Below are 25,784 nucleotides of genomic sequence, written 5' to 3'. Positions count from 1 at the left end.
ATTCGGGTTCTTCAGGCATGCGGCTGCCGGACCCGGGGTCCGGCAGCGCACTGGTGAAGGCATTAAACGGTGAAAGCGTCCTGCAGCAGCTTCTCCTGCTGTTCGGCGTGCATCGATGCGTAACCGCAAGCCGGCGCAGCGGAAGCCTCTCGACCGGCGTAGGCCAGGCCGAGGGTCTTCTTGTGCGCGCTGATCACGCGGCGCATGTGATGCTGGCTGCAGTACCAGGCGCCTTGGTTCATCGGCTCGTCCTGGCACCAGACCACGTGCTTGAGGTTCTTGTAGGGCGCCATGACCTCGGCCAGCTCCTCTTCCGGGAACGGATAGAGCTGTTCGATACGGACGATGGCGGTGTCCTCGCGACCCTCGGCACGACGCTTCTCCAGCAGGTCGTAGTAGACCTTGCCGCTGCACAGGACCAGACGCTCGACCTTCTTCGGATCGAGGCTGTCGATTTCCGGCAGGACCGGGTGGAACGAGCCTTGAGCCAGTTCCTCCAGGGTGGAGATGGCCAGCTTGTGACGCAACAGCGACTTCGGCGTCAGGGCCACCAGCGGCTTGCGCAGCGGGCGGATCACCTGGCGGCGCAGCATGTGGTAGACCTGTGCCGGGGTAGTCGGCACGCAAACCTGGATGTTCTGCTCGGCGCACAGCTGCAGGTAACGCTCCAGGCGGGCGGAAGAGTGCTCCGGACCCTGGCCTTCGTAGCCGTGCGGCAGCAGCATGGTCAGGCCGCACAGGCGACCCCACTTGTGCTCGCCGCTGGTGATGAACTGGTCGATCACCACCTGGGCACCGTTGGCGAAGTCACCGAACTGGGCTTCCCAGATCACCAGCGCGTTCGGCGTGGTGGTGGCGTAGCCGTATTCGAAGGCCAGCACCGCTTCCTCGGAGAGGAAGGAGTCGTACAGTTCGAACTCCGGCTGCCCGTCGAACAGGTGCTGCAGCGGGATGTAGCGGCTGGCGTCCTTCTGGCTGTGCAGGGCGGCGTGGCGGTGCGAGAACGTACCGCGACCGACGTCCTGGCCGGTGATCCGCACCGGATGGCCTTCCTTCAGCAGGGTGGCGTAGGCCAGCGTTTCGGCGAAGCCCCAGTTGATCGGCATGGCGCCGACGCCCATGCGGCCGCGATCCTCGAGGATCTTGGCGACCTGGCGCTGGACCACGAAGCCTTCGGGAATCTGCAGCAGCTTGCTGTTCAGTTCCTGCAGGGTCTTCAGGTCGAAGCTGGTGTCATGCTTGGCGGTCCACTTGTGGCCGAGGTACGGGGCCCAGTCGACGAACAGCTCGGTGTTCGGCTCCTTGACCAGGCTCTTGACCACGTGCTGGCCGTTGTCCAGGGCGGTACGGTATTCGTCCACCTTGGCCTGGACCTGCTCGGCGCTCAGGGTGCCGGCCTTGACCAGCGCATCGGCGTACAGCTCGCGGGTGGTGCGCTGCTTGGCGATCTGCTGGTACATCAGCGGCTGGGTGCCGCTCGGCTCGTCGGCCTCGTTGTGGCCACGGCGACGGTAGCAGACCAGGTCGATGACCACGTCGCGCTTGAACTGCATGCGGTAGTCGACGGCCAGCTGGGTGACGAACAGCACAGCTTCCGGATCGTCGCCATTCACGTGCAGGATCGGCGCCTGGATCATCTTCGCCGGATCGGTGCAGTACTCGGTGGAACGCGAGTCTTCCGGGTTGCTGATGGTGAAGCCAACCTGGTTGTTGATGACGATGTGGATGGTACCGCCCGTCTTGAAGCCGCGGATCTGCGACATCTGGAAGGTTTCCATCACCACGCCCTGACCGGCGAAGGCCGCGTCGCCGTGGAGGGAGATCGGCACCACCTTCTCGCCCGTGGTGTCGCCACGGCGGTCCTGGCGGGCGCGCACGGAGCCCTCGACCACCGGGGAGACGATTTCCAGGTGGGACGGGTTGAACGCCATGGCCAGGTGCACTTCGCCGCCCGGGGTCATGACGTTGGAGGAGAAGCCCTGGTGGTACTTCACGTCACCGGAGCCCAGCTCGACCAGCTTCTTGCCTTCGAACTCGTCGAACAGGTCGCGCGGGTTCTTGCCAAGGGCATTGACCAGCAGGTTCAGACGGCCGCGGTGGGCCATGCCGATGACGATTTCCTTGGCGCCGTAGGAGCCGGAGCGCTGGATGATCTCGTCGACCATCGGCACCAGGCTCTCGCCGCCTTCCAGACCGAAACGCTTGGTGCCCGGGTACTTGGTGCCCAGGTACTTTTCCAGGCCTTCGCCGGCGGTCAGGCGCTCGAGCAGGTGGCACTTGGCTTCGGCGGAGAACTGCGGGCGACCGCGCACGCTTTCCAGACGCTGCTGGAACCACTTGCGCTGCTCGGAATCGACGATGTGGGTGAACTCGGCGCCGATGGTGCCGCAGTAGGTGCTTTCCAGCGCGTCACGGATTTCGCGCAGGGTAGCTTCCGGCTTGCCGATGAACAGTTCGCCGGTCTGGAACACGGTATCCAGGTCGGCGTCGGTGAGGCCGTAGTGATGAATCGACAGATCGGCCGGAGCCTTGCGCTGCCAGAGGCCGAGCGGGTCGAGCTTGGACGCCTGGTGGCCACGCATGCGGAAGGCCTGAATCAGACGCAGTACTTCGACCTGCTTCTTCTCGTGTTCGCTGCTGACGGTACCGGCGGACACCGGCTGGGCGCGACGCTGGTTCTTGGCCAGCAGCACGAAGTGATCGCGAACCGTGGCATGGGAAACGTCGGGAGACTGGTTGCCGTCGGCCGGCAACTTCTGGAAGTAGGTGCGCCACTCTTCGGGCACAGCGTTGGGATCGTGCAGGAAGAGCTCGTAGAGCTCTTCGACGTAGGCAGCGTTTCCACCGGACAGGTGGGCACTGTTCCACATCCGCTGCATTACGCTTTCATGCATGCTAGGTCACCCTCGGTAAGGGGACACCATCTGTCGTGGAGACCGCGTGGCCCAAAAGTCCAGAGCAGCGACTTGGGTAAAGCCACCTCGGATCCCGCAGATGTCCGGGTTCCAGCCCGGTTGCCCCTGCTGGTCGTTTTTTAATCAAGAACCGCAGCTTTGTGGGCCACGGCTGGTTCTGCATCGGCCGGAGCGGCGGCATTGCCGTCGCTCCGGCCGATTTGGCTGACTCACCGCACGGCGCGGATCATCAGGTACCGCTTTGCAGCAGCATGTTACGCACGTGGCCGATTGCCTTGGTCGGGTTCAGACCCTTCGGGCAGACGTTCACGCAGTTCATGATCCCACGGCAACGGAATACGCTGAACGGATCGTCCAGCGAAGTCAGACGCTCTTCGGTCTTGGTGTCGCGGCTGTCGGCCAGGAAGCGATAGGCCTGCAACAGCGCAGCCGGACCGAGGAACTTATCCGGGTTCCACCAGAACGACGGGCAGGAGGTCGAGCAGCAGGCGCACAGGATGCACTCGTACAGACCATCCAGTTTCTCGCGCTGTTCCGGGGACTGCAGACGCTCGATGGCCGGAGCCGGAGTGTCGTTCTGCAGGTACGGCTGCACCTTCTCGTACTGCTTGTAGAAGATGCTCATGTCGACCACCAGGTCACGGATGACCGGCAGACCCGGCAGCGGGCGAATCACCAGCTTACCGTTCTTGATCACAGCGGAGATCGGCGTGATGCAGGCCAGGCCGTTCTTGCCGCTGATGTTCATGCCGTCGGAACCGCACACGCCTTCGCGGCAGGAGCGACGATAGGAGAAACCCTCGTCTTGCTCCTTGATCAGCGCGAGGACGTCCAGAACCATCAGGTCCTTGCCGTCGATCTCGACGTTGAAGTCCTGCATGAACGGAGCAGCGTCTTTTTCCGGGTTGTAGCGATAGACGCTGACTTGCAGAGTTTTACCAAGCGACATATCAGCCTCCCTTAATAAGTACGCACTTTCGGCTCGAATGCCGGAACGGTCTTCGGCGAGAAGTTCACGCCACGCTTGGCCACGCGCTTCTCACCCGGGAAGTACAGGGTGTGGCACAGCCAGTTCTCGTCGTCGCGCTCTTCGAAGTCTTCGCGAGCATGCGCGCCACGGGACTCCTTGCGGACCTCGGCAGCGATCGCAGTAGCTTCGGCCACTTCGAGGAGGTTCTGCAGCTCCAGCGCTTCGGTACGTGCAGTGTTGAACGCCTGGCTCTTGTCGGCGATCTTGACGTTGGCGATGCGCTCACGCAGTTCGGCCAGCTGGGCAATGCCCTTCTGCATGTATTCGCCGGTACGGAACACGCCGAAGTAGTTCTGCATGCACTGCTGCAGCTCTTTGCGCAGCGGGGCAACGTCTTCGCCAGTGGTACGCTCGTTGACACCGGACAGGCGCTTGAGGGAGCCCTCGAGGTCGGACTCGGTGGCACCGCGGTGCTCGATGCCTTCCTTGAGGGCTTTTTCCAGGTGCAGGCCAGCGGCACGACCGAACACCACCAGGTCGAGCAGCGAATTGCCGCCCAGACGGTTGGCACCGTGTACGGATACGCAAGCCACTTCGCCCACGGCGAACAGGCCTTCGATGATCTTGTCGTTGCCGTTGGCGTCCTGGGTGATGGCCTGACCATGAATGTTGGTGGCCACGCCGCCCATCATGTAGTGGCAGGTCGGGATGACCGGAACAGGAGCAACCACCGGATCGACGTGCGCGAAGGTCTTCGACAGTTCGCAGATGCCCGGCAGGCGGCTGTGCAGCACTTCCTCGCCCAGGTGATCCAGCTTCAGCAGCACATGGTCCTTGTCCGGGCCACAGCCGTTGCCGGCGATCACTTCCTTGACCATGGAGCGGGCGACCACGTCGCGGCCGGCTAGGTCCTTGGCGTTCGGAGCGTAACGCTCCATGAAGCGCTCGCCATGGGCGTTGATCAGGTAGCCACCCTCGCCGCGGCAACCTTCGGTCACCAGCACGCCGGCACCGGCGATGCCGGTCGGGTGGAACTGCCACATCTCGATGTCCTGCACCGGCACGCCGGCACGCAGGGCCATGCCTACGCCGTCGCCGGTGTTGATCAGGGCGTTGGTGGTGGAGGCGTAGATACGACCGGCACCGCCGGTGGCCAGCACGGTGGCCTTGGAACGGATGTAGACGGTCTCGCCGGTCTCGATGCGGATGGCGATGATGCCGACGATGGCGCCGTCCTGGTTCTTCACCAGGTCAACGGCGAACCACTCGTTGAGGAAGGTGGTGCCGTTCTTCAGGTTGGCCTGATACAGGGTGTGCAGCAGGGCGTGACCGGTACGGTCGGCCGCGGCACAGGTACGGGCAGCCTGACCGCCGTTGCCGTAGTCCTTGGACTGGCCGCCGAACGGACGCTGATAGATGCGGCCCTGCTCGGTACGGGAGAACGGGAGACCCATGTGTTCGAGTTCAAACACGGCTTCCGGGCCCACGGAGCACATGTATTCGATAGCGTCCTGGTCACCGATGTAGTCGGAACCCTTGACGGTATCGTACATGTGCCAGCGCCAGTCGTCGTTCGGGTCGGCCGACGCGATGGCGCAGGTGATGCCACCCTGGGCGGATACGGTGTGGGAGCGGGTCGGGAAGACCTTGGTCACGCAGGCGGTCTTGTGACCCGACTGGGACAGCTGCAGCGCGGCACGCATGCCAGCGCCGCCGCCACCGATGATGATGGCGTCGAAGGAAAGAGTAGGAATGCTAGCCATGGATCAGATACCCCAAAGAATCTGCACACCCCAGACGAAGAACGCGAACATGGCGATGCCGCAGACTGCCTGGAACAGGAAACGCACAGCGGTGGCCGACTTGCCCAGCGCCATGGGCGTCAGGTAGTCAGTGGAAATGGTCCACATGCCGACCCAGGCGTGCACGCTCAGGGCGACGATGGCCAGCAGGCTGAAGATGCGCATCCAACCTTGGGCAAACAGACCATGCCAGTCGGCGTAGGTCAGTTCAGGGGTAGCTGCCAGATAGCCCAGCAGGAAGAGGAAGTAAGCCGCGAGAACCACAGCGGAAACCCGCTGGGCCATCCAGTCATACAGACCCGAACGCGAAAAGTTAGTGACGTTGGTTACCATACCCACACCCCCGCGAGAACGATCAGCACCGCGGAGACGGCGATGACGATTTTGGAGCCCAGCTTGCCGCCTTCCAGCGTTTCGCCAATGCCCATATCCATGATCAGGTGGCGAACGCCGGCCACCAGGTGGTACAGGAGTGCGGACAGCAGACCCCAGCTCACGAGCTTGGCCAGCGGGCTGGCCAGAAACGCCTTCACCTGCTCGAAACCATCTTCCGACGCCAAGGACAGATCGAGTGCATAAAGCAGCACAGCAATGCCCAGGAAAAGAATGACGCCGGAAATACGGTGAGCGATGGACGTGTAAGCAGTGACTGGGAGTTGAATGGTCCTAAGGTCTAGGTTTACGGGTCGTTTGCTATTCACGGCTTTTTTCACACTGAGAGCCCCAACCAGCAGGGCAAGTTGTCGGGAAGTGCACTTGTCAGGTACCCATCACCAGGTAGTGACAACAGCCAGAACCTAGGCCTGGCATAGCCTCTGGCGGTCGGCCACGCAGTATAGACAGTTAGGCCAGGCCTGACAACGCGCTGGCTTAGCCTAAAGGACTGATTGTCGCACCCCCTTAAAAGGAGTAAATAGCGCCCAACTTGGCCGAACATGCTCAGGGAGAAGGCGTGCCAGCCGACTTTCGGACAAATTGACTTTCAGCTTTATAGCTCTATAGTGGCACGGGCCCTGCCTGGGGGGCCGTGTATAGAAAGATGATTTCAAGCCAAGCACAATTTTTAGGAGGCCGGTTATGGCTGACAAGAAAGCACAGTTGATCATCGAGGGCGCCGCCCCCGTCGAGCTGCCCATTCTCTCCGGCACCATGGGTCCGGATGTCATCGATGTTCGCAGCCTGACCAGCCAGGGCGTGTTCACCTATGATCCTGGCTTCATGTCGACCGCCGCTTGCGAGTCCAAGATCACCTTCATCGACGGCGACAAGGGCATCCTGCTGCACCGCGGCTACCCCATCGAGCAGTTGGCCGAGAAGTCCGACTACCTTGAAACCTGCTACGCCCTGCTCTACGGCGAGCTGCCGACCGCCGAGCAGAAGGCCGAGTTCACCGGTCTGGTGAAGAACCACACCATGGTTCACGAGCAGATGAAATCGTTCCTCAACGGTTTCCGCCGCGACGCCCACCCGATGGCGGTGATGTGCGGCCTGGTAGGTGCGCTGTCCGCGTTCTACCACGACTCGCTGGACAACAACAATCCGAAGCACCGCGAAATCTCCGCGATCCGCCTGATCGCCAAGATGCCGACCATGGCCGCCATGGCCTACAAGTACTCGGTCGGCCAGCCGATCATGTACCCGCGCAACGACCTGAGCTACGCGGAAAACTTCCTGCACATGATGTTCAACACCCCGTGCGAGGAGAAGAAGGTGAACCCGGTACTGGCCAAGGCCATGGACCGCATCTTCATCCTGCACGCCGACCATGAGCAGAACGCATCCACCTCCACCGTGCGCCTGACCGGCTCCACCGGTGCCAACCCGTTCGCCTGTATCGCCGCCGGCATCGCCGCACTGTGGGGGCCGGCCCACGGTGGCGCCAACGAAGCCGTGCTGACCATGCTGGACGAAATCGGCAGCGTCGAGAACATCGAGAAGTTCGTCGCCAAGGCCAAGGACAAGAACGACTCGTTCAAGCTGATGGGCTTCGGTCACCGCGTCTACAAGAACTTCGACCCGCGCGCCAAGGTCATGAAGCAGACCTGCGACGAAGTGCTGTCCGAGCTGGGCATCAACGATCCGAAGCTCGAGCTGGCCATGAAGCTGGAAGAGATCGCCCGCAACGATCCGTACTTCAAGGAGCGCAACCTGTACCCGAACGTGGACTTCTACTCGGGTATCATCCTGAAGGCCATCGGTATCCCGACCAGCATGTTCACCGTGATCTTCGCCCTGGCGCGTACCGCCGGCTGGATCTCGCAGTGGAAGGAAATGTACGCCGGCGGCTACAAGATCGGTCGTCCGCGCCAGATCTACACTGGCCATCCGACCCGCGACTACCTGCCGCTGGATCAGCGTAAGTAAGCTTCGCGTCACCGCAAGGGGCTGCTTCGGCAGCCCCTTTGCATTTCCGCCCTACTCCATCGCAGCCCCTCACACGCCCCGTGCCTCAGGCGGTCAGCTGCTCCCACTCGGTGAGCAGTCGGACGGCTTGCTCGTCCGTCTCGCCACACACCAGCGGATCGGCGGAAAACTGTCCGCACACCGCAGGCCGCTGCGCGAGACCAAACAGGCGGCACAGGTTGCGCTCATCCAGTTGCACACAACGGACTCCGGCCGGCTTGCCCAGGGGCATGCCGGGGATTGGCGAGGAAATCGACGGGGCGATGCAGCAGGCCCCACAGCCGGCTCGACATTGCATGACGGTAGACACTCGAAACGACGTAACACAGAAAGCGCCGCGTGACTTTGGGCGCACGGCACACGAGTGTACATGCAACAGCCGCTGGAGCTCGACTACCTATCCATGGGCCGGCCTGTACCTCGTTGGCGCCGCGTACTTCATCTTCCGCAGCACCTTAGGCGGCCATTCACTCCTTCGCTGGCGACTTGAGGCGGGAGATCAGGCTCGAAGTATCCCAGCGACCACCACCATTCGCCTGCACGTCGGCATAGAACTGGTCGACCAGCGCGGTGACGGGAAGCTGCGCTCCGTTGCGCCGCGCCTCCTCCAGCAGAATGCCGAGATCCTTGCGCATCCAGTCCACGGCGAAGCCGAAGTCGAAGCGCCCCTCCAGCATGCTGGCGTGACGGTTCTCCAGCTGCCACGACTGCGCGGCGCCCTTGCTGATCACCTCCATCGCCGCCTTGCCGTCGAGGCCGGCGCACTGGGCAAAATGCAGCGCCTCGGAAAGCCCCTGCAGCAGACCACCGATGCAAATCTGGTTGACCATCTTGGTCAACTGACCGCTACCGGCATGCCCCATGAGCCTCACCATGCGCGCATAGCAGCCGATCACCGGCTCGGCACGCGCGAACACCGCTGCCTCACCGCCGACCATCACGGTCAGCACCCCATTCTCGGCACCCGCCTGCCCGCCCGACACCGGCGCATCGAGGAACTCCAGCTCGCGCTCGGCGGCCAGCACGGCAAGTTCGCGAGCCACAGAAGCCGAGGTGGTGGTATGGTCGACCAGTACGCTGCCTGGCGCCATTCCGGCGAAAGCGCCGTCCGGGCCGAGCACCACAGAGCGCAAGTCGTCGTCGTTGCCCACACAGGTCATCACGAACGCGGCGCCGGACGCCGCCTCGCGCGGCGTGGCAGCACAGCGACCGCCATGCTCGGCCACCCAACGCTGCGCCTTCTCCGCGCTGCGGTTGTAGACGCATACCTCATGGCCGCTCGCCGCCAGATGCCGGGCCATCGGATAGCCCATCACGCCCAGCCCGAGAAACGCGACTTTCGCCATTTTTCACCTCCATTGAACGAGAGTCCGAGCCTAGCATGCATTTGCCGCCGCGACAGGCTGCTTCCATACTGGCCACACATGGACAAGGAGCGGCTCATGAGACACTGGCTGGTAATCGACCTGGAAGCGACCACCGACCTCGGCGGCTGGCCTACGGAGGAGATGGAGATCATCGAGATCGGCGCAGTGATCGTCGACGAGCAGGGCCACGAATTGAGCAGCTTCCAGCGTTTCGTGCAGCCGACACGCAGGCCGCAGCTCACCGCCTTCTGCCGCGAGCTTACCCATATCAGCCAGGCCGACGTGGACGACGCCCCTACTCTCCAGCAGCTGCAACCGCGCTTCGATAACTGGCTACACCCCCACCTCTCCGACCTGCAAGGCTGGTTGAGCTGGGGCGACTATGATCGCCAGCAGTTCGAAATCGAGTGGCGCCAACAGCGAGTGGACAGCTGCCTCGCCCACCTACCCCACTTCAACCTGAAGAAGCTGTTCCATCGTCAGTTCAAGGCCCTGACCGGACCCAAGCGGATCGGCCTGAACCGCGCCCTGGCACTTTGTGGACTGGAGTTTCGCGGCACCCAGCACCGAGGCCTCGACGATGCGCGCAACATCGCCCGCCTGTTACCCCACACCCTGCCGGTACTGGCCGCCGCGCGTCTGGAAATACCCCCGAACGCGTAGTGACGCGTCTGCCCGTCTTGGGCATACTGGCGCGCCCTTTTTCTTCCCCTTTCTGCGAGGCCCGCATGTTCAAGGTCAACGAGTACTTCGACGGCACCGTCAAATCCATCGCGTTTGAAATGACCGAAGGTCCGGCCACCGTCGGCGTGATGGCCCCCGGCGAATACGAGTTCGGCACCGCCAAGGCCGAGGTCATGCACGTCGTCGCCGGCGCTCTGACCGTCAAGCTGCCGGGCAGCGACACCTGGGAAACCTTCGCTGCCGGCAGCAAGTTCAACGTGCCGGCCGACAGCAAGTTCCAGCTGAAGGTCGCCCAGGATACCGCCTACCTCTGCGAATACCGCTGATTGCCCGCGGCGGCCGCTGCGAGTTGGCCGCCAAAGCAAAAAAGCCCGACCGGTAGCGGTCGGGCTTTTTGGTTTCTGGACGGCGGGCAGTTGCTCAGTAGGTGGGTAGCTGCACGTCGCTGAACAGCTCGTCCAGCTCGGCCTTGTTGCGGCACTGCACCGCCTCGGCGACCCGCTCGCGGCTCAGATGGGGGGCAAAGCGCTCGATGAAGTCGAGCATGAAACCGCGCAGGAAGGTGCCGCGACGGAATCCGATCTTGGTCACGCTGGACTCGAACAACTCGCTGGCATCGAGCACCACCAGATCCTGATCGAGGACCGGATCGACCGCCATGCGCGCGACGATCCCCACGCCCAAGCCCAACCGGACGTAGGTCTTGATCACGTCCGCGTCGGCGGCGGTAAACACCACCTTGGGCTCCAGGCCGTGATGGGCGAACGCCTCGTCCAGCTTGGAACGACCGGTGAAGCCGAACACGTAGGTAACGATAGGGTGCTCGGCCAGCGCCTCCAGGGTCAGCTTGGGCAGACGGGCCAACGGGTGGTTCTGCGGAACGATCACGCAACGGTTCCAGCGATAGCAGGGCATCATTACCAGATCGCCGAATTGCTCCAGAGCTTCGGTCGCGATGGCGAAGTCGACGGTGCCGTCTGCCGCCATTTCAGCGATCTGCGTCGGCGTCCCCTGATGCATGTGCAAGGCCACTTCCGGGTATTGCTTGATGAACGCGCTGATCACATCCGGAAGGGCGTAGCGCGCTTGGGTATGCGTAGTAGCGATCGACAGGGTGCCCTTCTTCTCGTTGGAGAACTCCTGGGCGATCTGCTTGATGCTTTCCACCTTGCGCAGGATCTCGCCGGCGGTGGTGATGATCCGCTCGCCGGCGGGCGTCACGCGAGTCAAGTGCTTGCCACTGCGGGCGAATACCTCGACGCCCAGCTCATCTTCGAGCAGACGTATCTGCTTGCTGATCCCCGGTTGCGAGGTATAGAGGCTCTGCGCGGTGGCCGAAACGTTCAGGTCATGGTGCGCCACTTCCCAGATGTAACGCAGTTGCTGAAGCTTCATGGAGGGTCCTCAAGCGGGGATAGGCCAAGGGCTGCCTATGGCTGCCGTTTTTATAACCGACCAAGCGGTACTTCATGGAATTTTAGACGAAATATTTTTTTTTGCATGTGCTATGTCAACGCACAAAGGTCATGTCCGGCCGGATTGGCACTACATAGATGGGGACTTGCACCTCCTGAAGCAGCCGCTGACAGGTCCGCCCCACTCCTCTCGCGTTGTTCAGCATGCTGTGGCTATGGGAGCCAATGACGATCAGCTCCACTGCCAGCTCCTCGGCCTGCTGCAGGATCACCAGCGGCGGATCGCCAAGCAGCACCCGTACTCCGCGCAGCAATGCAATCTCTTCATCGTTTTCCCGCAACTCGTCAGAGAAGACCTCGAAGACTTGCCGCTCGATGTTGGCCATCACGCTGTCCAACCCTCCCGCGCGCAGGGTCACAAGGGTCGTCTCGTCGAGGTAGGCCCGCAGTACCGACTCGGCGAACACGCCCATGGGCTCCACTACGTGCAGAACGTGCAGATCGGCAGCATGGGTACGCGCCAGCACCAGCGCATGCTGCAACACGTAGGGCGCCAACAGGCCGAGATCGGTGGCATAGAGGATGGAACGGATCATCGAGCCTCCATCACGGCAGCTCTATCGTTCTCTAGCGTAGCAGCCCCGACGGCTCATTCATTGGCAATGCCATGCGACACGTGCGCAGGACGCACCACGCTGCGCACCCGCTCGGATGTCCGGAGTACTGGATCGAGTTGAACACCCACAAACCGATATTGGCGCTGTTGCGGGAGACCAGCCCTACCTCGACTCGGGCTTGGCCCAGGCGTGCCTGGAACGCCAGCAGCGTCTTCTCCACGAATGGGTAGGCCTCGCCTTGGGCAAGCACCTCCTCCTCACGCTCGATCTGATGTTGGCGATAGGCGGCGATGCCTTCTGCTTCACAGAGGCAGCAGCTGTCGTCGAGATCGAACAGCGCCCACGAGGAAATCGCCACCACCGGCGTGCCCGCCATGCCCCTCCTCTTTGGTAGTTATTGATCCCTGCCCTGGAGGAAAGAGAGCGTCTGATACAGCATGCGCACCCGTGGCATGAGCTGACCAGCGGCCTCGGCGGCAGCCAGCGGCGCGGCATAGATGGCCGGCAGTTCGGCCGGGCGCCGCTGGGCGAAATCGTGGTACATGCTGGGCAGGTAGTCCGGCATGCGATCGGTATAGGCGAGCAACTTCTGCGCATAGTTGTCGGGCAGGCGATAGCCACAGGCCTGGGCAGCGTCCACCACCTCCTGCATCAGCGCCTCGAGCAGCGCCCGACTGTCCGGGCTGGTCATCAGCGGGCGGGTGGAGCTAGCCAGCAATACCGAGACACCGTTGAAGGGCACGTTCCATACCAGCTTTTGCCAACGCGCCTGGACCAGGTCGGCGATCACGCTGGACTCGATGCCCGCCTCGCGCAGCCAGGCCACTCCCTGCTCCAGCAAGGACTGCCGCTCCTCGGCGGTCGCCGGCCCACTGTGATAGCCCAGGTTGCAGACGCCCTGCGACTGATGCACCACCACCCCAGGCGCCTCGCGATGAGCACAGATGAAACACAGGCCGCCCAGCAGATGCAGGGAGTCCGGCAGCAATGGACGCAGCTCGTCCTCCACCCCCAGTCCGTTCTGCAGCAGCACCACTTTGGCGCCCGGAGCCGCAACCCTGGCGATCACAGGCGCGAGCTCGATATTGCTGGTGGTCTTGGCGCCGACCAGCAACCAGTCGCAGGCAGGCATGTCCGCAGGGTCGCGCCAGGCGTTGACCTGCGCCAGATGCAGTTCGCCCAACTGGGCGTGCTGCACGTGCAGGCCGGCGCGGACCACCGCCTCATACTCGCTGCGCAACAGGAAATGGACCTCGAAGCCGGCGCGCGCCAGCATCAGCCCGTAGTAGCCGCCGATGGCACCGGTGCCGATGATACCGATGCGCGGGCGAACCGATGCGCTCATAGCAATGCTCCTCAACAAGATGGACTGCGCACTATCGACGGGCGCTGCCATCACGGCAAGTCGCCGCCACAGGAAATGTCCGCTGATCGCACGCTGTCCCAGCGCGTGCCGGGGCGCAAAATGGCGGAAACGGACCCGGAAAACCCGCACGTCTTATTGTGAATCGGCCGCCTAAAGCGTTAATGTGCTTGCATCCCGTTGCCCCACTTGCCGAACTCCGCCACGGGCCTAGCTGGCGGATGGCATCCGTGACCGATGAGTAACACGATGGCTGATTTACCGATCGACGACCTTAACATCGCCTCCAACGAGGCACTGATCACCCCCGAACAGCTCAAGAAGGAATTGCCCCTCACCGAAACCGCGCGCCGCACCGTCAGCGCGGGCCGTCAAGTGGTGCGCGACATCCTCGATGGCAAGGACCATCGCCTGTTCGTGGTGGTCGGCCCCTGCTCGATCCATGACATCAAGGCCGCCCACGAATATGCCGAACGTCTGAAAGTGCTGGCCGCCGAGGTATCCGATACCCTTTACCTGATCATGCGCGTGTACTTCGAGAAGCCGCGCACCACCATCGGCTGGAAGGGCCTGATCAACGATCCGTACCTCGACGACTCGTTCAAGATCCAGGACGGCCTGCACATCGGTCGCAAGCTGCTCTGCGACCTGGCCGAGATGGGCCTGCCGACCGCCACCGAAGCCCTCGATCCGATCTCCCCGCAATACCTGCAGGACCTGATCAGCTGGTCGGCCATCGGCGCACGCACCACCGAGTCGCAAACCCATCGCGAGATGGCTTCCGGCCTGTCCTCGGCCGTCGGTTTCAAGAACGGCACCGACGGCAGCCTGACCGTGGCGATCAACGCCCTGCAGTCGGTGTCCAGCCCCCACCGCTTCCTCGGCCTCAACCAGCAGGGTCAGGTTTCCATCGTCACCACCAAGGGCAATCGCTACGGCCACGTGGTGCTGCGCGGCGGCAACGGCAAGCCGAACTACGACTCGGTCAGCGTCGCCCTCTGCGAGCAGGAGCTGAACAAGTCCGGCATCCGCCCGAACATCATGGTCGACTGCAGCCACGCCAACTCCAACAAGGACCCGGCCCTGCAGCCTCTGGTGATGGAGAACGTTGCCAACCAGATCCTCGAAGGTAACAACTCGATCATCGGCCTGATGGTGGAAAGCAACCTGGGCTGGGGCAGCCAGTCGATCCCGAAGGATCTCTGCGATCTCAAGTACGGCGTTTCCATCACCGATGCCTGCGTCGACTGGGATAGCACCGAGAAAACCCTGCGCAGCATGCATGCCAAGCTCAAGGAAGTGCTGCCTCACCGCAAACGCGGCTGATCGGCAGACAGAAAAAAGCCGGGCATCGAGCCCGGCTTTTTTTCTGGATGCGACCCCAGCGGTGGGTCAGTCTTTCGTTGCCGCGTCGCGCTGGCGGCGCTCCATATAGCGCTCCACGTAGGAGCATGACGGAATCACCGTATAGCCACTGTCCTCGGCGAAGCGCAACGCCTGCTCGGTGAGCGCCGCCGCAAGACCGCGGCCCCGCAACGCATCGGGCACGAAGGTACGATAGATATCGATGGTCTGCTTGCCGAGGTCCATATAGGACAGATAGGCCCGACTGCCCTCCACCAACACCTCGAACTGCTTGCCAATCTGATCATGCCGGATGGTCAATGACTCGGTCATGACGGTTCTCCCCTCGCGCTGCGCTCCCACCCTCATGCTCGTCGGTGGCGACCGTTGATTGTCTGTCTGAGCCATTGACATTAGCAAAGCTGGCCAGTTCCTGTCCAAGCTCTTGCCTTCCAGTGAAGGCGAGTCAGGTGCAGGACTCAGACCCATACAGCCTGGAGAAGTGTCGAATCAGCCAATACAACATGGAATTGTTTATTTTTTAGACAAACCTGCAATCAAATGCAGACCGCGCCAAAAAATTCGGCACGACTTGCTTTATGCACATTTACTTACTAAAAGTTATGCGTACTATATATGCCAGTCGATTTCCCGTGTGGGAAATTGCATCACGGAAAGTCCACCTTAAGGGGAACACGATGAACAACGTTCTGAAAATTTCCGCTCTGACCCTGGCCGCCATCCTGGCTACCGGCTGCAGCAGCGTCTCCAAAGAAACCGAAGCTCGTCTGACCGCTACCGAAGACGCTGCTGCTCGCGCTCAAGCCCGCGCTGACGAAGCCTACCGCAAGGCCGACGAAGCCCTGGCCGCCGCTCAGAAGGCTCAGCAGACCGCTGACGAAGCCAACGAGCGCGCCCTGCGCATGCTGGAAAAAGCCAGCCGCAAGTAATAGGTTTCCGACCTAGCATTTGCAAAAGCCGGCCCCTTGCGGGGCCGGCTTTTTTATTGCTCCGCGGCGGCGCCTGCCGCCACCGAGATTTCCTGCGGGCAAGAAAAAACCCGCTGCAGCGGCACTGCAACGGGCTTTCTTCCCTACCAGCCACGGCTCACTGCATCGCCGCGCTGGCTACCTCCTCCCCCGATTTGGCGATCTCGATCGGCAGGCCATCTTCGGCGGCGACCACCTCACGCACCACCTCCCAATCCAGGCGCAGGCCCTGGCTGAGATCCTCGCGCTTGAGCAAGGCATTGATCACCTCGGTGTGCTTGTCGACCACGGACGGCTCGCCAGTGTCATTCAGCGGAGTATGCGCTTCGAGGTAGACCTTGCCACCGGCCGCACCGAACTTGTACGGCTGGTTGATGATCCGCACCGAGGTGCCGACCGGAGCCATCTTGGCCAACTCCAGCACGTTGTTGTTGAGCATGCGGAAACAGCCATGGCTCACGCGCATGCCGATGCCGAACTTCTTGTTCGAGCCGTGAATCAGGTAACCGGGAGTACCCAGGGTGAATTTGAACGGACCGAGCGGATTGTCCGGACCGGCCGGAACCACCGCGGGGAGAATGTCACCCTCGGCGGCATGCTCCTTGCGGATCGATGCCGGCGGAGTCCAGGTCGGGTTCGGCGTCTTGGCGGTGATGGTGGTAGAGGCGATTGGCGAGCCCCAACCTTCGCGGCCGATTCCCAGCGGATAGGTGTGCACCACGTTCTGCCCTTTCGGGAAGTAGTACATGCGGTACTCGGCCAGGTTGATCACGATGCCTTCGCGCGGGCCGGGCGGCAGGATGTAGCGGGTGGGCAGAATGATCTCGGTGCCGACACCCGGCAGCCAGGGATCCACCCCGGGGTTGGCGGCCACCATCTCCAGGTAGCCAAGGTCGTTGGCCGTGGCGATATCGGCAAAGGTGTCCTCGTACTTGGCCTTGATCACCTGCACCTGGCCGACGACGTCTTCGCCCGGCGGCGGCAGGGGCAACTCCAGAGCACTGGCGGGTGCGGCCAGCATCAGTGCACCCAGGCTGGCCAGCAGCGGGCGAACGGCAACAACACGCGTGAACATCACAAATACCCGAGAAATTTGAAAGACCGTCGATTGTACCCTGCTGGCAGGGGGAGCCTCAACGCAACGGCCAGTCACGCGGCAAGCCACGCCGATCGGCACGCAGGCGCTGCAGGCACAGCGAACACAATCGGCCATCCTTGAGCGTACCCGGGTCCAGCACCTGCCAGAGCGGCTGCGCCGGCAACAGGCTGCCACACAACGTATGATCGCCCGCGTCATCCAGCTCCAGCTGCCGGGCGACCAGATGCAGGCGCACTTCCTGGCAGGCGAACAGGTCCAGCTGCTCGGCAGGAATGAGCAGCCGATAGGCATACAGGGACCAGGATTGGCGCGGCATCGAGGGCTCCGGGTGGCGCGGCGCGCAACCTTAGCCGAAAGCCTCGAACGGGGAAAGGGCCTAGAGAAGCGGCTGGAGAGTCGGCCACAGGTTTTCGAGCAGAATCGGCTGGGCGGCGGCAGTGGGATGAACCCCGTCGGCCTGCATCAGGCTGCGCACGCCGCCGACGCCATCGAGAAAGAAGGGAACCAGCGCCACCTGCTCCTGGCGTGCCACCTCGACATACACCTGCTCGAAGGCCTGGGTATAGCGTGCGCCGTAGTTGGGCGGAAGCCGCATGCCCAGCAACAAGACCTCGGCACCGGCTTTGCGGCTGCGGGCGATCATCGCGGCAAGATTCTGTTGCAATTGCGCGGGAGGCTGTCCACGAAGCCCATCGTTGCCACCGAGCTCGATCACCACCAGTTCGGGCCGATGCGTATCGAGCAGTGCCGGCAGCCTGGAGAGCCCGCCGGCACTGGTGTCGCCGCTCACCGAGGCGTTCACCACCTGCCACTGCGGAGCCGCGCTGCGCAGTCGTTCGGCCAGCAAGCTGACCCAGCCCTGGCGGGTTTCCAGGCCAAAAGCCGCGCTGATACTATCGCCGACGACCAGCAAGGTCCCCGCGGCCGCATTCTGGGCCAGCAACAGCAGCCCCAGACAGCCGGGCAACAACCATGTACGCATCGGATTCTCCATGAGTACCAGTATTCTCAATGCGCGAAACCTTAGCAAAGTGGTCAGCAGCGCGGAAGGCGAGCTGACCATCCTCGACGATCTCGATCTGGAGCTCGCCAAGGGCGACAGCCTGGCCATTCTCGGCCGCTCCGGATCGGGCAAGTCTACCCTGCTCGGTCTGCTCGCCGGCCTCGACCAGCCCAGCGCCGGCGAGGTGCAGCTGGCCGGCCACGCGCTCTCCCGACTCGACGAGGACCAACGCGCCCGCGTGCGTGCCGAGCATGTCGGCTTCGTGTTCCAGTCCTTCCAGCTGCTCGACAGTCTCACCGCCTTGGAGAACGTCATGCTGCCGCTGGAACTCGACGGACGCAGCGATGCCCGCCAGCGCGCCAGCGCGCTGCTCGAACGCGTCGGCCTCGGCCAGCGCACGAGTCACTACCCGCGCCAACTCTCCGGCGGCGAGCAGCAACGGGTAGCCATCGCCCGCGCGTTCGCCGGCGAGCCCGACATCCTGTTCGCCGACGAACCCACCGGCAACCTCGACAGCCAGACCGGCGAGCGCATCACCGAGCTGTTGTTCGAACTCAACCGCGAGCGCGGCACTACCCTGGTGCTGGTCACCCACGACGCCCGTCTGGCCGGACGCTGCCAGCGGCAACTGCGTCTGGAGGCGGGGCGCCGTGTCGCCATGGAGGCCTGAGGTGCGCAAGCTGCCCCTGCTCCGCCTGCTGCAACTCGGTCTGCGCCAGCTGCTGCGCGACGCCCGCCCCGGCGAGTTGCGTGTGCTGTTCTCCGCCCTGCTCATCGCGGTGACGGCCAGCAGCACCATCGGCCACTTCAGCGGCCGCCTGAATGCAGCGATGCTGCTGCGCGCCAGCGAATTCCTCGGCGCCGATCTGGTGCTGCGTGGCACCGCGCCGGCCGAAGCCGGCCAAATCGCCGCCGGCCAGCAGCTCGGCCTGACTCACGCACGCACCGTCGAGTTCGCCAGCGTGGTCGCCACCGACAGCGGTGTGCAGCTGACCAGCGTCAAGGCGGTGGATGAAAACTATCCCCTGCGCGGCCAGTTGCGGAGTGCGGCGCGACTATATGGTGCCGAGGAGCCCGGCGGCCGTCCGGCCCCCGGCGAGGTGTGGGCCGAGGCCCGCCTGCTGGTGGCGCTCAACCTGCAGCTTGGCGACCTCATCGAGATCGGCCGCCAGCCGCTGCGCCTGACCCGCGTGCTGACCTACGAGCCGGATCGTGGCGGCGACTTCTACAGCCTGACCCCGCACGTGCTGATCAACCTGACCGATCTCGAGGCCACCGGAGTGGTCCAGCCGGGCAGCCGGGTTCGCTATCGCGAACTCTGGCGTGGCGAGCCGGCGCGCCTGGCCGACTACCGCGATGCCGTCAAGCCGACCCTGGCCGCCCACCAGCGCCTGCAGGATGCCCACGACGGCAACCGTCAGCTCGGCAACGCGCTGGACCGTGCCGCCCGCTACCTCAACCTGGCCAGCCTGGCCGCCGTGCTGCTGGCCGGGGTCGCCGTCGCCCTCTCGGCGGCGCGCTTCGCCCAGCGCCGTTACGACTTCAGCGCCATGTTGCGCTGCCTCGGCCTGTCGCGCCGCGAGACGCTGCTGCTGTTCGGCGTGCAATTGCTCATTCTCGGCCTGCTCGCCAGTCTGGCCGGCGCCCTGCTCGGCTGGCTGGCGCAACTGGGGCTGTTCCATTTGCTCGCCGGTTTGCTGCCCGGCGAGATCCCTGCCAGCGGCCTGCAACCCGCGCTGGTCGGCATGGCCACCGGACTGGTGGCGCTGAGCGGCTTCGCCCTGCCACCGCTGGCCGCGCTGGGCCAGGTACCGCCGCTGCGCGTACTGCGCCGCGACCTGCTGCCACCACCGCTGGCCACCTGGCTGATCTACGTCATCGCCCTGCTCGCCCTCGGCCTGATCATGTGGTGGCTGAGCCTCGACCTCCTGCTGACCCTCGCTCTGCTCGGCGGCGGCCTGATCGCCGCGCTGCTGCTCGGAGGTCTGTGGCTGCTGGCGCTGCGCGGTCTGCGCCGGCTACTGGCCGACGCCGGCCTGACCTGGCGCCTCGGCCTCGGCCAGTTGCTGCGTCACCCGCTGGCCGCCGCCGGCCAGTCGCTGGCCTTCGGCCTGATCCTGCTGGCCATGGCACTGGTCGTGCTGCTGCGCAGCGAGCTGCTGGACGACTGGCAACAGCAGTTGCCCGCGCAGGCGCCCAACCACTTCGCCCTGAATATCCTGCCGGACGAGCGCGAGAGCTTCGCCGCACGCATCGCCGAGCTGTCGCCGCGACCGGCCACCCTCTACCCGGTGATTCACGGGCGACTGGTCAGCATCAATGGCGCGCCGGCAGCAGCGGAGGTGGAAAGGGAGTCACGGGTGCGCCGCGACCTCAACCTGACCTGGTCCACCCACCTGCCGGCGGACAACCAGGTGGTGGCCGGCCACTGGTGGGATGCCCTGCCGGCCGGCCACGGCCCTGCGGTATCGGTGGAGGCCGAGCTGGCGAAAAGCCTGGGGGTCAAACCCGGCGACCGCCTGGGCTTCGATATCGGCGGCCAGCCGCTGGAGGCGCAGGTGAGCAGCCTGCGCAGCGTCAACTGGGACAACTTCCAGCCCAACTTCTTCATGATCTTCGAGCCGCAGAGCCTCGCCGGATTGCCGGCCACCTATCTGACCAGCTTCTATCTGCCGCCTGGCTCCGAACGCCCCCTGGTCGAACTGGCCCGCGCCTTCCCCACCGTCACCCTGCTGCAGGTCGACGCCGTGCTGGCCCAGCTGCGCGATATCCTCGCCCAGGTCAGCCTGGCCGTCGAATACGTGCTGCTGTTCGTCCTCGCCGCCGGCCTGGTGGTGCTGTTCGCCGGCCTGCAGGCCACGCTGGACGAGCGTATCCGCCAGGGCGCCCTGCTGCGCGCGATCGGCGCCAATCGCCAATTGCTGGTACGCGCCAGGCGCAGCGAGTTCGCCGTGCTCGGCGCCGGCAGCGGACTGCTCGCCGCCCTCGGCTGCGAAGTGGTCAGCGCCCTGCTCTACCGTCTGGTGTTCGACCTCCCCTGGCAACCCCACCCACAATTGCTGCTGCTGCCGCTGGTCGGCGCCCTGCTGATCGGCGCCGCCGGCCTGTATGGCACCCGCCGCGCGCTGAACATCAGCCCGCTCGCCGTATTGCGCGAAGCCTGAGCCCCCTCCAACGGACGCGAGATCGAAATGAGTCGTTACCGCCCACCGCGCACCGCCGGCACCCCGCTGATCACTCCCGAAGGTGAAGCCCGCCTGCGCGCCGAGCTGCACGAACTGTGGAACGTGCGCCGCCCGCAGGTCACCCAGGCGGTCAGCGAAGCGGCTGCCCAGGGTGATCGTTCGGAAAACGCCGAGTACACCTACGGCAAGAAGATGCTGCGCGAGATCGACAGTCGCGTGCGCTTTCTGCGCAAGCGTCTGGAAGCCCTCAAGGTGATCCACGAGCGGCCGGCCGATCCGGGCAGGGTGTACTTCGGCGCCTGGGTCACCCTGGAGGACGAGCAGGGCGAGACGGCGCGCTATCGCATCGTCGGCCCGGACGAACTCGACCTCAAGCAGAACCACATCAGCATCGACTCGCCGCTGGCGCGCGCCCTGGTCGGCAAGGCGCTGGACGCGGAGGTGCGGGTGCACACGCCCACCGGCGAGCGCACCTGGTATGTGGTGGAGATCGATTATCCCTGAGGGTTGCGCCGGGCGATCAGGCCCTGGCGCGCCACCCGCACCAAAGCGCTGATGGTCGACTCGAGTTGGTCGGCCGCAGGGGCATGGATCACCGCGAAGTCGAAGCTGTCCGATGCGAAGCGGCGCAGATCATCGGCCTCGCTGCGGGCGAACTGGAGCAGGAAGGTGCGCGGACAGGCCCAGCGCTTGGGCCAGCCATCGAGGTAGCGCAACAGGGTGGGCTGGTGCTGGCCGGCAAGCAGCACGCGCGGATTGCGCGCCAATAATCCGGTGGTGATAGGCGCCAGGCGGACCAGGGGTCGCGGACAGTTCATTGCGAATTCTCCACCTCGCCAGACTCTACTGGACGCGGTGGGAGGCGACACCGGACCAGCGCTTTAGCGGCATTTCGGTCTGTCGCGCGACGGCGCCGGACCGGCGCCCCGCAAGTTGCTGTTTTAAATCGGCGCCTGGCAAGGATCCTAAGGATGGCGCGAAACCGCTGTCAAGCCGCTGCGTGCCGACCGGTCAGCGCACAGAAGGCCATCCAGCGACAGCTTGCCCGCCCCGTCGATCAGCAGCGCCACGTTCGCCGTCAGCAACGCCAGCGCGTACTCGTAGCCGTTGTTGGTGATGAAGAAGCCATTGACCCAATGCACGCTGAACATCGCCACCAGCGAAACCACCGCCAGCACCACCGCCGCCGGCCGCACCAGCAGACCGATCACCAGTGCCAGGCCGCCGAAGAACTCGCCGCTGCCGGCGAGCAGCGCCATCAGGTAGCCGGGGCTCAGGCCGATCGACTCCATCCACTGGCCGACGCCGGCCAGACCGTAGCCGCCGAACCAGCCGAACAGCTTCTGGGAACCGTGGGCCATGAAAGTCAGGCCGACCACCACACGTAGTACGGTCAAACCGTAACCGCCACGACTGGACAGCAGGGAAGCGCAGAAAGCATTCATCGGAAAGTCCTCTTCAAGTGAGCGATAAAGAGAATCTAGCCGAAAAATTCGAAACCAATAGCGCAAAATGCGCGACAAACGAATCGACAAAATAGATCAATTGGGCTCAAGGCGATAGCGCTCACGGCTCAGCGCCAGATGGTACTTGTTCACGCTGCCCACGTAGCTGACCACCCCCAGACCGAGGCGCTCGGCAGCCACCCGCTCGACCTGGAAGAACCAGCGGTTGGGATCCAGCCCGCGGCGTCGCGCTTCGGCGCGCAGGCCCTGGATCCGCTGCGGGCCCAGGTTGTAGGCCGCCAGCACGAAGGCCATGCGCTCGCGCTCGTTGAGCTGCGAGCTGGCGAAATAACGCCGGCGCAGCATCGCCAGGTACTTGGCGCCAGCCTGCACGTTGCCGTCGAGGCTGGCGGCATTGCCGACGCCCACGCTGCGCGCCGCCGCCGGCGTGACCTGCAGCAGGCCGCGGGCGCCACCCGAACCGCGGGCATCGGGATTCAGGGTGGACTCCTTGAGCGCCAGCGCCGCCAGCAGCAGCCAGTCCAGCGACTGCGCCTTGGCATGCCGCATCAGGGCCGGCCTCACCCGCTCCAGGCGCTGGCGTTCGGCGCGACCGAGCGGCTGACGCACCTTGTACGAGCGCCGATAGACGCGCTGGAACACCCGGTCCGCATCCTCCGGCGCCCGATACTCGCGCAGGAACTGGTCGATGCTGGCGCTCAGGCTGGAAGCGCCGCGGCGGGTGTACCAACTGAGATCGCCCTTCTGCGCCAGGCGCAGATGGCGGTCGATGCGCAGCTTGGGCATCACCTTGGCCCAGCGCTCGGCGATCGGCAGCTCGACCGCGGTCATCGGCAGGATGCCGGCCTGCACCATCTCCAGGACATCCTCCACCGCCAGGGTCGGATCCTGCCAATCGGCGACGATGGGCGCCTTCAGCCCGGCATTGAGCCGCTGCAGGGCGCCACGGGCGGCGCTGCCCACCGGCAGGGCCAGACTGTGGCCGGCGAGCTGCTCGACGCGCTGGTAGCGTCGGTTGCCCTGGCGCGACACCACCACCAGCGGCACGTCGCGCTGGATGGGCGCGCTGGCGCGCACCGGCATGTCCCTGCGCAGCGCCAGGAGTTCGCCGGGTGCGACCAGATCGCCCTCGCCGCGCAGCAGTGCCGCCAGCAACTCCTCCTTGGGCAGCGGGATCAACCGCAGGTGCACCTCGCGGCCATCGCGGGTGGTGCGATTGAGGTACTGCTCCAGGGCGCGCAGGCGATGGTATTCCACGCCGATCGGTTCGCCGCGGACCACTCCGGAGCTGTGCCGGCTCTGATTGACCAGCACGCGCAGCTGGCCGCTGGCCCGGATCGCCGTCAGGTCGCGAACGCTCTCGGCCGCACTCCAGCCCTCCGGCGGGCCGGCCAGGCGCGCACTGGCCGGCAGCGGCAACAGACCGAGCAGGCAGCACAGCACCAGGACCGGCAGGGCGAAGGCCCGATGCCTGGCCACAAGGCTGCTCATGTCGGCGATGTTGCGGTTAAATATGGAGTTTTTCGTCAATCTCGAATTCCCTTCGGGACATTCGGCCAGCATACGGGTGCAGCACCATGCAACTGATCGACATCGGCGTCAATCTGACTCATGGCTCCTTCGCCAAGGACCGCGAGGGCTTCATCGCTCGCGCTGCGCAGGCCGGGGTGTGCCAGATGGTGCTCACCGGCACCTCGGTAGAGGACAGCGAGGATGCCCTGGCGCTGTGCCGGGAGTTCGACCACGACGGCCAGCGCCTGTTCGCCACCGCCGGTCTGCACCCCCACGAAGCCAGCCATTGGAGCGGCGACAGCGCCCGCCAGCTGCGCGTGCTGCTGGCCGAACCGCAGGTGCGCGCGGTGGGCGAATGCGGCCTGGACTTCAATCGCGATTTCTCGCCGCGGCCCGCGCAGGAGCGCGCGCTGGAGGAACAGTTGGTCCTGGCCTGCGAGCTGGGACGTCCGGTGTTCCTCCACGAGCGCGACGCCAGCGAGCGCCTGCTGGCGATCCTGCGCCACTATCGCGATCGCCTGCCGGGTGCCGTGGTGCATTGCTTCACCGGCGAGAAGCGGGCGCTGTATGCCTACCTCGACCTCGACCTGCACATCGGCATCACCGGCTGGATCTGCGACGAACGCCGCGGCAGCCATCTGCACGAGCTGGTGCGGGATATCCCCCGCGGACGCCTGATGCTGGAGAGCGATGCGCCCTACCTGCTGCCGCGCACCCTGCGCCCGCGACCGAAGCACGGCCACAACGAACCGGCGTTCCTGATCGAGGTGCTCAACGAAGTGGCCCGCCATCGCGGCGAAACGCCGGAGTGCCTCGCCGCGCACAGCACCGCCAGCGCGCGGGCATTCTTCGGTCTGCCGGAAATCTGAAGGGGACGGATCAGTCGATCCGCTCCAACGCCTGGCGGAGAGCCAGCAGGGCCGCATCGGCCACGACCTCGGCCGCCGCCAGTTCGTGCTGCCAGTGTTCCAGGCAGGGCTGCAGGTCGCGCTCCTCGGCGGCGTGCTGACACCACACCAAGCGATCGTGCCAGTCGCCCAGCGCCGATTGCGCCGCCTTCAGCGCGGCCATCGGCACCACCAGTTGCTCCGGCCACACCTCGGCGGCGTAGCGCACGCGCTTGACCCGCAGACGCAGACGATGGCGGTCGTGCTCCGGGTCGGCCAGCGTTTTCTCCAGACGATGCTGCAACCGCACCAGGCGGTGGTGCACCTTGCGCCGCCAGCCCTTGAGCAGCCCCTGGCGCTGACTTTCGCGCAGCAGACCGGGCAACTGCGCCAGGCCGTGCTCCAAGCGCACCAGCGCCGTCTCGCCAAGCAGCCGCGCACAACCCAGCTCCAGCACCTGACGTCGTGCGGCGGCAGCCTGCGACTGCCCCCTGCGCTCCAGCTCGGCGATCAGCACCTCCAGATCGCGCAGCGGCGTACTCAGATGGCCCAGCTCGGCTGCCACCTCCTCGAGGGTCTCGATACCCGGCAGGCCGCGCAGGGGTCGCAGACGACTGCGCAGGCGACGTACCACGATGCGCAGGTCGTGCAGCGCAGCGCTGTCGGTACGCGCCTGCAGGCGCGCCCGGGTGGCCAGGAGTTCGACATCCAGGGCGATGAAGTGGGCGATCAACTGACTGGACAAGGTGGGCATGGATGATTT

At 64.6% G+C, this 25,784-nt stretch carries 27 protein-coding genes and 1 pseudogene; 9 read left to right on the top strand and 19 right to left on the bottom strand.

Features of this window, described 5'->3' with window-relative positions:
- Positions 1–62 precede the first annotated feature (62 nt).
- From LMJ29_RS19495 to sdhC, 5 genes are all read right to left on the bottom strand, one after another.
- Positions 63–2,894: a 2-oxoglutarate dehydrogenase E1 component gene (locus LMJ29_RS19495; protein WP_229607174.1), complete on the bottom strand. Its 2,832-nt coding sequence runs from the start codon at positions 2,892–2,894 to the stop codon at positions 63–65.
- Between the two features lie 250 nt (positions 2,895–3,144).
- Positions 3,145–3,864 carry a succinate dehydrogenase iron-sulfur subunit gene (locus LMJ29_RS19490; protein ID WP_229607173.1) on the bottom strand — a complete coding sequence of 240 codons (720 nt, stop codon included), beginning with the start codon at positions 3,862–3,864 and terminating at the stop codon, positions 3,145–3,147.
- 11 nt (positions 3,865–3,875) lie between these two features.
- Positions 3,876–5,648, bottom strand: a complete 1,773-nt coding sequence (gene sdhA, locus LMJ29_RS19485; RefSeq protein ID WP_229607172.1) for a succinate dehydrogenase flavoprotein subunit — start codon at positions 5,646–5,648, stop codon at positions 3,876–3,878.
- A 3-nt stretch (positions 5,649–5,651) separates the two neighbouring features.
- Positions 5,652–6,020, bottom strand: a complete 369-nt coding sequence (gene sdhD, locus LMJ29_RS19480) for a succinate dehydrogenase, hydrophobic membrane anchor protein (protein WP_229607171.1) — start codon at positions 6,018–6,020, stop codon at positions 5,652–5,654.
- Entirely contained in the window at positions 6,014–6,400 is a 387-nt protein-coding gene (sdhC, locus tag LMJ29_RS19475; protein WP_229607170.1) for a succinate dehydrogenase, cytochrome b556 subunit, read from the bottom strand. Before sdhC ends, sdhD begins: the two co-directional genes overlap by 7 nt.
- Positions 6,401–6,764: 364 nt before the next feature.
- On the opposite strand from sdhC, the gene gltA reads away from it, so the two are divergent.
- The gene (gene gltA, locus LMJ29_RS19470) at positions 6,765–8,051 is read left to right on the top strand and encodes a citrate synthase (RefSeq protein ID WP_229607169.1); all 1,287 of its coding nucleotides are present in this window, start codon (positions 6,765–6,767) and stop codon (positions 8,049–8,051) included.
- Between the two features lie 85 nt (positions 8,052–8,136).
- Here gltA and LMJ29_RS19465 read toward each other — a convergent pair whose 3' ends face one another.
- Positions 8,137–8,388: a YkgJ family cysteine cluster protein gene (locus LMJ29_RS19465; protein ID WP_229607168.1), complete on the bottom strand. Its 252-nt coding sequence runs from the start codon at positions 8,386–8,388 to the stop codon at positions 8,137–8,139.
- A gap of 169 nt (positions 8,389–8,557) precedes the next feature.
- Entirely contained in the window at positions 8,558–9,436 is an 879-nt protein-coding gene (locus LMJ29_RS19460; RefSeq protein WP_229607167.1) for an NAD(P)-dependent oxidoreductase, read from the bottom strand.
- A gap of 96 nt (positions 9,437–9,532) precedes the next feature.
- Between LMJ29_RS19460 and LMJ29_RS19455 the strand changes: the two genes are divergently transcribed.
- Both LMJ29_RS19455 and ppnP read left to right on the top strand, forming a co-directional pair.
- Positions 9,533–10,120 (top strand): 3'-5' exonuclease, encoded by a 588-nt coding sequence (locus LMJ29_RS19455; protein WP_229607166.1) that lies wholly within the window; start codon positions 9,533–9,535, stop codon positions 10,118–10,120.
- A 65-nt stretch (positions 10,121–10,185) separates the two neighbouring features.
- On the top strand, positions 10,186–10,467 hold the full coding sequence (gene ppnP / locus LMJ29_RS19450) for a pyrimidine/purine nucleoside phosphorylase (protein ID WP_229607165.1): 282 nt from the start codon (positions 10,186–10,188) through the stop codon (positions 10,465–10,467).
- A gap of 94 nt (positions 10,468–10,561) precedes the next feature.
- Here the strand turns inward: ppnP and cysB are convergent, their stop codons facing one another.
- The 4 genes and pseudogenes from cysB to LMJ29_RS19430 form a co-directional block, all read right to left on the bottom strand.
- A complete protein-coding gene (cysB, locus tag LMJ29_RS19445; RefSeq protein WP_229607164.1) occupies positions 10,562–11,536 on the bottom strand; it encodes an HTH-type transcriptional regulator CysB in 975 nt (324 codons plus the stop codon).
- A 115-nt stretch (positions 11,537–11,651) separates the two neighbouring features.
- Positions 11,652–12,152, bottom strand: a complete 501-nt coding sequence (locus LMJ29_RS19440; protein ID WP_229607163.1) for a universal stress protein — start codon at positions 12,150–12,152, stop codon at positions 11,652–11,654.
- A gap of 118 nt (positions 12,153–12,270) precedes the next feature.
- Positions 12,271–12,549: pseudogene (locus LMJ29_RS19435) on the bottom strand (5'-nucleotidase); the annotation flags it as partial.
- An 18-nt stretch (positions 12,550–12,567) separates the two neighbouring features.
- Positions 12,568–13,518, bottom strand: a complete 951-nt coding sequence (locus LMJ29_RS19430; protein WP_229607162.1) for a putative 2-dehydropantoate 2-reductase — start codon at positions 13,516–13,518, stop codon at positions 12,568–12,570.
- Between the two features lie 267 nt (positions 13,519–13,785).
- Between LMJ29_RS19430 and LMJ29_RS19425 the strand changes: the two genes are divergently transcribed.
- Positions 13,786–14,862 carry a 3-deoxy-7-phosphoheptulonate synthase gene (locus LMJ29_RS19425; protein WP_229607161.1) on the top strand — a complete coding sequence of 359 codons (1,077 nt, stop codon included), beginning with the start codon at positions 13,786–13,788 and terminating at the stop codon, positions 14,860–14,862.
- 66 nt (positions 14,863–14,928) lie between these two features.
- Here the strand turns inward: LMJ29_RS19425 and LMJ29_RS19420 are convergent, their stop codons facing one another.
- A complete protein-coding gene (locus tag LMJ29_RS19420) occupies positions 14,929–15,213 on the bottom strand; it encodes a GNAT family N-acetyltransferase (RefSeq protein WP_229607160.1) in 285 nt (94 codons plus the stop codon).
- A 365-nt stretch (positions 15,214–15,578) separates the two neighbouring features.
- Here LMJ29_RS19420 and LMJ29_RS19415 point away from each other — a divergent pair, with 365 nt between their 5' ends.
- Positions 15,579–15,830, top strand: coding sequence for an Lpp/OprI family alanine-zipper lipoprotein (locus LMJ29_RS19415; protein ID WP_229607159.1), 252 nt, complete (start codon positions 15,579–15,581; stop codon positions 15,828–15,830).
- Positions 15,831–15,987: 157 nt separating this feature from the next.
- Here LMJ29_RS19415 and LMJ29_RS19410 read toward each other — a convergent pair whose 3' ends face one another.
- From LMJ29_RS19410 to LMJ29_RS19400, 3 genes are read right to left on the bottom strand one after another with little or no spacing between them, the layout of a single operon-like run.
- On the bottom strand, positions 15,988–16,944 hold the full coding sequence (locus LMJ29_RS19410; RefSeq protein ID WP_229607158.1) for a L,D-transpeptidase family protein: 957 nt from the start codon (positions 16,942–16,944) through the stop codon (positions 15,988–15,990).
- A 58-nt stretch (positions 16,945–17,002) separates the two neighbouring features.
- Entirely contained in the window at positions 17,003–17,284 is a 282-nt protein-coding gene (locus LMJ29_RS19405; RefSeq protein ID WP_229607157.1) for a hypothetical protein, read from the bottom strand.
- A 60-nt stretch (positions 17,285–17,344) separates the two neighbouring features.
- The gene (locus LMJ29_RS19400) at positions 17,345–17,950 is read right to left on the bottom strand and encodes an arylesterase (protein ID WP_229607156.1); all 606 of its coding nucleotides are present in this window, start codon (positions 17,948–17,950) and stop codon (positions 17,345–17,347) included.
- Between the two features lie 10 nt (positions 17,951–17,960).
- On the opposite strand from LMJ29_RS19400, the gene LMJ29_RS19395 reads away from it, so the two are divergent.
- From LMJ29_RS19395 to greB, 3 genes are read left to right on the top strand one after another with little or no spacing between them, the layout of a single operon-like run.
- Positions 17,961–18,641 carry an ABC transporter ATP-binding protein gene (locus LMJ29_RS19395; protein WP_229607155.1) on the top strand — a complete coding sequence of 227 codons (681 nt, stop codon included), beginning with the start codon at positions 17,961–17,963 and terminating at the stop codon, positions 18,639–18,641.
- Positions 18,642–18,651: 10 nt separating this feature from the next.
- Complete coding sequence (locus LMJ29_RS19390; protein WP_264758972.1) at positions 18,652–21,135, top strand: ABC transporter permease; 2,484 nt, start codon at positions 18,652–18,654, stop codon at positions 21,133–21,135.
- Between the two features lie 27 nt (positions 21,136–21,162).
- Positions 21,163–21,660, top strand: coding sequence for a transcription elongation factor GreB (gene greB, locus LMJ29_RS19385; protein WP_229607153.1), 498 nt, complete (start codon positions 21,163–21,165; stop codon positions 21,658–21,660).
- Here greB and LMJ29_RS19380 read toward each other — a convergent pair.
- The 3 genes from LMJ29_RS19380 to LMJ29_RS19370 all read right to left on the bottom strand — a co-directional run bounded on the left by LMJ29_RS19380 (position 21,651) and on the right by LMJ29_RS19370 (position 24,113).
- Entirely contained in the window at positions 21,651–21,974 is a 324-nt protein-coding gene (locus LMJ29_RS19380; protein ID WP_229607152.1) for a hypothetical protein, read from the bottom strand. The two genes, greB and LMJ29_RS19380, sit on opposite strands and share 10 nt — an antisense overlap.
- A gap of 147 nt (positions 21,975–22,121) precedes the next feature.
- Entirely contained in the window at positions 22,122–22,601 is a 480-nt protein-coding gene (locus tag LMJ29_RS19375) for a DoxX family protein (protein WP_229607151.1), read from the bottom strand.
- A gap of 96 nt (positions 22,602–22,697) precedes the next feature.
- Positions 22,698–24,113, bottom strand: coding sequence for an MltF family protein (locus tag LMJ29_RS19370; RefSeq protein ID WP_229607150.1), 1,416 nt, complete (start codon positions 24,111–24,113; stop codon positions 22,698–22,700).
- A gap of 86 nt (positions 24,114–24,199) precedes the next feature.
- On the opposite strand from LMJ29_RS19370, the gene LMJ29_RS19365 reads away from it, so the two are divergent.
- Positions 24,200–25,003 (top strand): TatD family hydrolase, encoded by an 804-nt coding sequence (locus LMJ29_RS19365; RefSeq protein ID WP_229607149.1) that lies wholly within the window; start codon positions 24,200–24,202, stop codon positions 25,001–25,003.
- A gap of 10 nt (positions 25,004–25,013) precedes the next feature.
- On the opposite strand, the gene LMJ29_RS19360 is transcribed toward LMJ29_RS19365, so the two are convergent.
- A complete protein-coding gene (locus tag LMJ29_RS19360; protein WP_229607148.1) occupies positions 25,014–25,775 on the bottom strand; it encodes a CHAD domain-containing protein in 762 nt (253 codons plus the stop codon).
- Between the last annotated feature and the right edge of the window lie 9 nt (positions 25,776–25,784).

Origin of the sequence: Pseudomonas oryzagri (assembly GCF_020831405.1) — a bacterium.
GTDB lineage: Bacteria > Pseudomonadota > Gammaproteobacteria > Pseudomonadales > Pseudomonadaceae > Geopseudomonas > Geopseudomonas oryzagri.
The sequence above is the reverse complement of the archived record's forward strand: the minus strand, read 5'-3'. Positions and strand labels throughout refer to the sequence as shown.